This window comes from Myxococcus sp. AM011 (assembly GCF_013372595.1).
GTDB lineage: Bacteria > Myxococcota > Myxococcia > Myxococcales > Myxococcaceae > Myxococcus > Myxococcus eversor.
This window is the reverse complement of the sequence record NZ_JABXEM010000142.1, coordinates 20,313-28,301: the sequence shown is the minus strand read 5'-3', so window position 1 is coordinate 28,301 and position 7,989 is coordinate 20,313. Positions and strand designations below refer to the sequence as shown.

Here is a 7,989-nt window from a genome sequence, read left to right as displayed (position 1 = left end):
TTAAGTCGTCGGCAGCGTCAGATGTGTATAAGAGACAGGTGCTCTCGCGCGCGGGGCTGAAGCCCACGGACCTCCATGTCTCGCGGGGGCCCTGGTCCGGAGGGGACGTGGACGCGCCGGGCTGGCGGGAGGCGCAGGCGTTCCGCGAAGCGCTGGCGTCGGAGGTGGCCTCGGTGCGCCCGCTGCTGATGCTCGCGCTGGGCCACGTCGCGGGGCAGGCGGTGCTGGGGCCGGGGTTCCGCCTCAACCTGAACCGGGGGCAGTTCGTCCAGACGCCCTGGGCACGCGGGGCCATGGCCACCTTCGCGCCTTCGGATGTCCTGCGCCGGACGGACCCTCGTGAGCGCGCCGAACTGCGCATCCACTTCGAGGCGGACCTGCGCTCGGCGGCGCAGTGGCTCCGGCTCGCCGGGGCGCGCGGGTAACGCCCGGAGGCCCCGGACATATCGGCCCGTGGAGAGATAGTTGCTCCCTGGGCCGCTGTGCGCCGGCTTGTCGCGACGATGTTACTTTAGGGGGAAGGCATCGCCCACCAAGGGGACCATTGATGCGTCGCTCCTCGCTGACCCTGTTGTTGCTCCTCTCCGCCACCGGGTGCTCGCGGTCCACCCTGGTGCGTCAGGGTCCTCCCGTCATCGTCGCCACGCCTGAGCTGGCGAAGGAGTCCGGCTTCGCGCCCTGGGCCATCTCCATGCCCTTCGGCCACGCGCAGGACGGCAGCGCGCTGGTGCTGAAGTTCCTGGAGCGCGCGGAGGCATCGGGGGCGCGCTACATCAGCAACGTCCAGGTGGTGTTCATGGCGAATGACGCGGGCACGGAGCTGGAGTGCCGCACGCAGTTGATGCCGGAGGGCCCCCTTCCGCCGTGGAAGGCCCTGGTTCGCACCGCCATGGCCGCGGGGGAGTACGCCCCGCTGCAGCTCGTCTCTCGCCCCATGCCGTTCGTGATGACGGTGTGTCAGCAGGTCATGGTGAACCAGACCGTGACGCAGGCCGTCCGCAGTGGTGTCATCCCCTCCAATGGCGGCTCCAACGCGCTGAGCTCCAGGACCTTCACGGAGTCGCGTCCTGAAACCCGCTGCGGGACGGCGACGGTGACGCGCACGCTCACCCGTTATGCGTTCGAGGACGCCGTCAACTACATGCCGCCGCGCATCGAACGAATCGTGGAGTCCCGCCCGGAGCTGAATCTCCAGGAGTCGGTGGCCGAGTGCCTGCCGAGGGACCCCCGCGCTCCGCGCACCAACCGCATCGAGGCGCTGGCCTACGGCGGCTCCGGTCCTCGGGCCGCCTTCCTGGAGCTGCCCGCGCTCGCTCCGGTGGAGGCCCCGGTAGAGGCGTCGGAGCCCTCCAGCCGGGTGGACCTCTGACGCGCACTCGGCGGGGAGCGGACCGCCGCGCGGCTCACATGCCGCGCAGCGCGTGTGGCAGGTAGGGCGCCTCCAGGGCCTGGAGCTCCTCGGGCTGGAGCGTGAGGTCCACCGCGCGCATGGCGTCCTCCAGGTGCTCCATCTTCGTGGCGCCGATGATGGGCGCCGTCACCACGGGACGCGACAAGAGCCACGCCAGGGCCACCTGGGCGGCGGGCACGTTGCGAGCCTCGGCCACCCGTTGCGTGGCCTCCACCACGTCCCAGTCTCCTGGCTGGTCATACAGCACCGGCGCGTACGCATCCGTCTGCGCGCGCGGCGTCGCCTCCCGGTCTCCCAGTGACTTGCGCGTCCCCGAAAGCAGCCCGCGCGCGAGCGGAGACCAGGGGATGACGCCAATGCCCTCCGCCTCGCACAGGGGCAGCATCTCCCGCTCCTCCTCGCGGTAGACGAGGTTGTAGTGGTCCTGCATGGACACGAAGCGGGACCAGCCATTCAGGTCCGCCACGCCCAGGGCCCGCGCGAACTGCCACGCATACGTGGACGACGCGCCCAGGTAGCGCACCTTGCCCTGGCGGACGAGCTGATCCAACGCGGACAGCGTCTCCTCCAGCGGCGTGTGCGGGTCCATCCGGTGGATTTGATAGAGGTCGATGGTCTCCAGCCCCAGGCGTCTGAGGCTCGCCTCGCACGCCTGGATGATGTGCTTGCGGGACAGCCCTCGCATGTTGGGCCCGTCCCCCATGGGGAAGTACACCTTGGTGGCGACCACCACCTCTTCCATCCGCGCATAACGTCGCAGCGCGCGGCCCGTCACTTCTTCACTGACACCCAGCGAGTACATGTCCGCGGTGTCGAAGAAGTTGATGCCCATCTCCACCGCGCGCCGGAAGAACGGCTGCGAGGCTTCCTCGTTGAGGACCCACGGGCGCCACGAGGGAGTGCCGTAGCTCATGCAGCCCAGGCACAGGCGTGAGACGCGCAGGCCGGTGCGGCCCAGTTGGGTGTACTTCATGGAAGGGGCTCCTCTCGTCGGGTGTCGGGCGGCACATCGCCACGACCGGACGTGAATATGCAACCGGTCAACACGGATGTGCTGGGTCAATCGTGATGACGCGACTTTTCTGACTGCTCGGAATCCATTAAAAGTACGGCGAATCCAGGGGGCGTCAGCCGGTGCAGCAGGGACTTCGCCCCCGGGTTCACGGGACGCGTGTGTGCCGAGCTGAAACGGCTGCCGTCCCGCTGAAAAATCCCCCCCGGGACACTCGACATGCACTTGCCGACTCGCGCTGCCCCCGCCTCCGCGTTCGTTCGTCCAGAGGCCGCTACCCTCGTCGACGTGTGCCGCTCCCGGGCTGTGTCTCAGCCAACGGATTCCATCTTCACGTTTGTCGACGAAGAGGGGGAGCACACTGTCACCTATGCGGAGTTGGACGCGCAGGTGCGCGCGGTGGCGGCGCGACTCCAGCAAGAGATGGCGCCGGGAGACCGGGCGTTGCTCATGTATTCACCGGGGCGTGAGTACGTGGTGGGCTTCCTCGCGTGTCTGTATGCGGGCGTGGTGGCGGTGCCCGCGTATCCGCCGGATGTCATGCGGCTGGGGCGCACGCTGCCCCGGCTCCAGGCGCTGGTGGCGGACTGCGGCGCGCGCGTGGCGCTCACGACGTCCGGAATCTCGGAGCTGGTGGGGCCGCTCACCGAGGGACTGGAGGACCTGCGCGCGCTGCGCTGGTTGTCCACGGACACGGTGCCGCTGGCCGAGGCCGCGTCGTGGCGCGCGGCGGACGTGCGCGACGAAACGGTGGCGTTCCTCCAGTACACCTCCGGCTCCACCGGCTCGCCGCGCGGAGTGGTGCTGGCGCATCGGCAGTTGATGCACAACTGCGAGCTCATCTCCCGGAACTTCGACGCGAAGCCGAACCCGAGGTTCGTCTCGTGGCTGCCGCCGTACCACGACATGGGGCTCATTGGAGGCATCGTCCATCCGCTGTTCCGGGACATGCATGCGTCGCTGATGGCGCCGATGTTCTTCCTCCAGCGTCCCCTGCGGTGGCTGGAGGTCATCTCGCGCCATGGCGGCACGGTGAGCGGAGGGCCCAACTTCGCGTTCGACCTGTGTGTGCGCAAGAGCACACCGGAGGAGCGCGCCGCGCTGGACCTCAGTCGCTGGGAGGTGGCGTTCTGCGGCGCGGAGCCGGTGCGCGCGGAGACGATGGACCGCTTCGCCGAGGCCTTCGCGCCCGCGGGCTTCCGACGCCACGCGCTCTATCCCTGCTACGGGCTCGCGGAGGGGACGCTCATCGTCACGGGCCGCCAGCGCGTCGCGGAGCGTCCGGTGGAGCTGGTGGTGAAGCGCTTCTCGCGCGAGGGCCTGGAGCGGGGTGAGGCGCGAGCGCCTGGGAGCGCCGACGACGGGGCGGTGCTGGTGGGCAGTGGCGAGGTGCTGGGGGAGCAGGAGCTGCGCGTGGTGGACCCCCAGACGCGCGAGCCGAAGGCGCCAGGGCAGGTGGGCGAGCTGTGGGTGCGGGGGCCGAGCATCGCGGAGGGCTACTGGCAGCGTCCCGAGGAGACGGAGCGCGACTTCCACGGCCGACTCGCGGGGACGGGGGAGGGGCCCTTCTTGCGCACGGGAGACCTGGGCATCGTCGAGGACGGTGAGGTCTTCGTCACGGGCCGCTTGAAGGACGTGCTCATCCTGCGGGGGCGCAACCTCTATCCGCAGGATTTGGAGCTGACGGTGGAGCGCGGCCATCCGGCGCTGCGTCCGGGGTGTGGCGTCGCGTTCTCGGTGGAGGCGGAGGGCGAGGAGCGGCTCGTCATCGTCCAGGAGGTCTCCGGGAAGGCGGCGGAAGGAGGCGTCCTCGACGAGGCGCTCGCGCGCATCCGCGCCACGCTCGTGGAGGAGCACGGCGTGGCCGCGCACGCGGTGGTGCTCATCACCTCGGGGAGTCTGCCCAAGACGTCCAGCGGCAAGGTGCAGCGGCGCGTGACGAAGCAGGCGTTCCTCGCCGAGGACCTGGAGGTCGTGAGTGCGTGGCGGGAGAGCCGCGCGGACGTGCTCGCGCGGGACGAGGTGTCGACCGCGTCCGAGGCGCTGACTTCCGGAGACGTGTTGTCGTGGCTCTCCAGTGAGGTGGCGCGGAGACTCGGTGTCGCCGCGAGCACGCTGGACGCCGAGGCGCCGCTCACGCAGTACGGGCTGGACTCGCTGCGGGGGCTGGATGTGATGCACGCGGTGCAGCAGACGTGGCGCGTGTCGCTGCCGCCCACGTTGTTGCTCCAGGGGCCGAGCCTGCGCGACGTGGCCGCTTGGGTGGAGCGCATGCGTGGCGCGGGAGGGGAGCCCACGGATGCTCCGGCCGACGCGCCGGATGTCGGGGACGCGACGCCGCATCTCTCGGACGGTCAGCGCGCGCTCTGGTTCCTCCAGCGGCTGGCGCCTGGGAGCACCGCGTATCACATCGCGCGCGCGATGCGCCTGTCGCGGGACGTGGACCTGGGGGGGCTCGCGCAGGCGTTCTCCGGACTCGTCACCCGTCATCCCGCGCTCGCGTGCGCGTTCCCCGAGGAGCGGGGTGAGCCGGTGCTCCGTCCCGCCGCCGCGCCCGTGCTGGAGCGGGAGTCCGCTCGGGGATGGACGGAGGCGGCCCTGCGCGAGCGACTGGACGCGGAGACGCACCGCCCCTTCGACCTGGAGCGTGGGCCGATGATGCGCATGCGGGTCTTCACCGACGTCGAGGGTGGCCCGGTGCTGCTGCTCGTCTTCCACCACCTCATCACCGACTTCTGGTCGCTGGAGGTGATGGCCGAGGAGCTGGGACTCCTCTACACCGCCGGCCTCCAGGGCGTACCCGCGACGCTGCCGTCACCCCCGGCTCCTGTCGCCCCCATCCTCCGCGCGCAGGAGGCGCTCCACACCGGGGCGCGAGGCGACGGGCTTCAGGCGTGGTGGCGCGAGAAGCTGAGCGGCGAGCTGCCGGTGCTGGAGCTGCCCGCCTCTGGCCCACGGCCTCGGCTCCAGTCCTTCCGAGGCGCCGCCGTGCCCTTCCGCGTGGAACCCGAGACGGCCTCTCGCCTGCTGTCGCTGGGGAGCGCGCGCGGCGCCACGCCCTTCATGGTGCTCCTGGCGGGCTACCTCGCGTTCCTGCGCCGCTACACCGGACACGAGGACTTGCTGGTGGGGACGCCGACGGCGGGCCGGGCTCGCGCGGACCTGGCGCGTCAGGTGGGCTACTTCGTCAACCCCGTGCCCCTTCGCGCCACCGTGACGAAGGGAATGTCGTTCTCCGCGCTGCTGGCCGAGGTGCGTGGCGTGGTGCTGGAGGCACTGGAGCACCAGGAGCTGCCCTTCGCGCGGCTCGTCGAGCGGCTCCAGCCTCGTCGAGATGCATCTCGCGCGCCCGTGTTCCAGACGATGTTCGTGCTGCACTCAGGGCGTCCGGGGCGCGAAGCCCTCGCGCCCTTCGCGCTCGGAGGCGAGGGGACGCGAGTCCGGCTGGGCGCGCTGGAGCTGGAGTCCTTCCCGCTTCAGAACCAGGCAGCGGCCTTCGACCTGACGTTGTCGATGGCGGAGTCGCGAGGAGGCTTCGCGGCGAGCCTGGAGTACTGCACGGACCTGTTCGACACGGAGGTCGCCCGGCGCATGGCCCGTCACCTGGGGGCCTTGCTGGACGCGGCGTCGCGGACTCCCGACGTGCCCCTGTTGGACCTGCCCTTGCTGGACGAAGAAGAGCGGCGCGTGGCGCTGGCGACAGGTCGCGGGCGCGCGACGTCCGAGGCCCTGGCGCTGACGGGTCTTCACGAGGCCTTCGAGTCCTGGGTGGCCAGGACGCCCGAGGCCGAGGCGCTGGTGTCGGGCGCGTCGCGATGGACATACCGCGAGGTGAATGACTGGGCGGACAGGGTCGCGGCGAGACTGCGCCACCAGGGTGTGGGCCCCGAGAGTCGGGTCGGCGTGCAGATGGAGCGCGGAGGGCCCGAGGCGCTCATCGCCTTCCTCGCGGTGCTGAAGGCCGGTGGAACGGTGGTGCCGTTCGACCAGGGATACCCCTCGGAGCGGGTCTCCTGGATGTTGAGTGATTCCGGCGCGCGCTGGCTGCTCGTCCAGGAGCGGCTCGCGCGGCGACTGACGCTGCCTCCGGAAGTGACGATGCTCCCCTGGGAGGAGCACGGTGCTCGTGACGCGCGAGACGGGGACTCACCATCCGAGCCGCGCGCGCTGCCCTCGTCGGACTGCACGGCGTACATCATCTACACCTCCGGCAGCACGGGCCGTCCGAAGGGGGTGATGGTGTCGCATCGCAGCGCCCTGCAACTGGTCGCGACGATTCGACAGGGCTTCGCGTTGTCCGCCGGTGCGAGGGTGCTCCAGTTCGCCTCACCGGCCTTCGATGTCTCCGTCTGGGAATACATCCAGGGCCTGATGACGGGCGCGACGCTGGTCCTGCCCCCTCCCGGCGAGGTGCTGGCGGGCGAGGTGCTGCACCGCGTGCTGCGAGAAGAACGCATCCACCTGGTGACGCTCCCGCCCTCGGCCTGCACGTTGCTGCCGGACACACCGCTGCCAGACCTGAAGACGCTCGTCTCCGCGGGTGAGCACTGTCCGGAGGACCTGGTGTCCCGCTTCGCTCCAGGGCGGGTGATGCTGAACGCCTACGGGCCCACCGAAGTCACCGTCTGCTCGGCGTGGTCCCCGTGTGTCGTGGGGACCGGGGCACCGGACATCGGCCCGCCCTTGCCGCATGTCGATGCCTACGTGCTCGACGAGTCCCTGCGGCCTGTTCCGCCCGGCGTGTCGGGAGAGCTGTTCCTGGGAGGCCAGGCCGTCGCGCGCGGCTACGAAGGCCGCCCGGACCTGACGGCGGAGCGTTTCATCCCGGACCCGTATGGCTCCGTGCCAGGCGCGCGCCTGTATCGAACTGGAGACCTGGCGCGCTGGCGTCCATCCGGCCACATCGACTTGCTGGGTCGGTTGGATGCACAGGTGAAGCTGCGCGGGTTCCGCATCGAGCCGGGTGAGGTGGAGGTGGCCCTGCGCGAGCTCGCGGGGATGCGGCAGGCCCATGTCCGGGTGTGGCGCCCGCCGGCGGGAGGAGAGCCTCGGCTCGTCGCTTACGTGGTGCCACCCGAAGGCGGGATGCCGACTCCAGGCGAAGTGCGAGCGAGTCTCCGCGCGCGTCTGCCGGAGCACCTCATCCCCGCGGACCTCGTCCCGTTGGAGGCACTGCCCTTGTTGTCCAGCGGCAAGGTGGACACGCGGGCCCTGCCGGCCCCGACGCGCTCGGCTCCCTCGGAGGGTGCGCCTCGCACGCCCTTGGAAGAGACGTTGGTCCAGGCATGGGCGGAGACGCTCGGGTATCCGACGGTGAGCGTGCATGCCCACTTCTTCGATGACCTGGGCGGCAGCTCGCTGTCGGCGGTGCGCGCGTGCGCCCGGCTGCGCGAGGTGCTCGGCCGGGACGTCCCCGTCACCCATTTCTTCGAGCATCCCACTGTCCACGCGCTGGCGCGGAGGCTGACCTCCGAGTCGGAGCCGGGGACGCAGAGCGTGAAGCATCAGGAGCGTGCGGAGGCCCGTCGTCAGGCCCTCCAGCGTCGCGGCGGAAGGAACAGCTGAG

General features: G+C 70.6%; 3 protein-coding genes. 2 read left to right on the top strand and 1 reads right to left on the bottom strand.

Translation table 11 applies throughout. The features are described 5' to 3' along the window. The first annotated feature begins 547 nt into the window (after positions 1 to 547). Positions 548 to 1,369 (top strand): hypothetical protein, encoded by an 822-nt coding sequence (locus tag HUW62_RS27025; protein WP_176436029.1) that lies wholly within the window; start codon positions 548 to 550, stop codon positions 1,367 to 1,369. 34 nt (positions 1,370 to 1,403) lie between these two features. On the opposite strand, the gene HUW62_RS27020 is transcribed toward HUW62_RS27025, so the two are convergent. Next, positions 1,404 to 2,384: an aldo/keto reductase gene (locus HUW62_RS27020; protein ID WP_176436028.1), complete on the bottom strand. Its 981-nt coding sequence runs from the start codon at positions 2,382 to 2,384 to the stop codon at positions 1,404 to 1,406. A gap of 345 nt (positions 2,385 to 2,729) precedes the next feature. On the opposite strand from HUW62_RS27020, the gene HUW62_RS27015 reads away from it, so the two are divergent. Next, on the top strand, positions 2,730 to 7,988 hold the full coding sequence (locus HUW62_RS27015; protein ID WP_368670487.1) for an amino acid adenylation domain-containing protein: 5,259 nt from the start codon (positions 2,730 to 2,732) through the stop codon (positions 7,986 to 7,988). The last annotated feature ends 1 nt before the right edge of the window (position 7,989 follow it).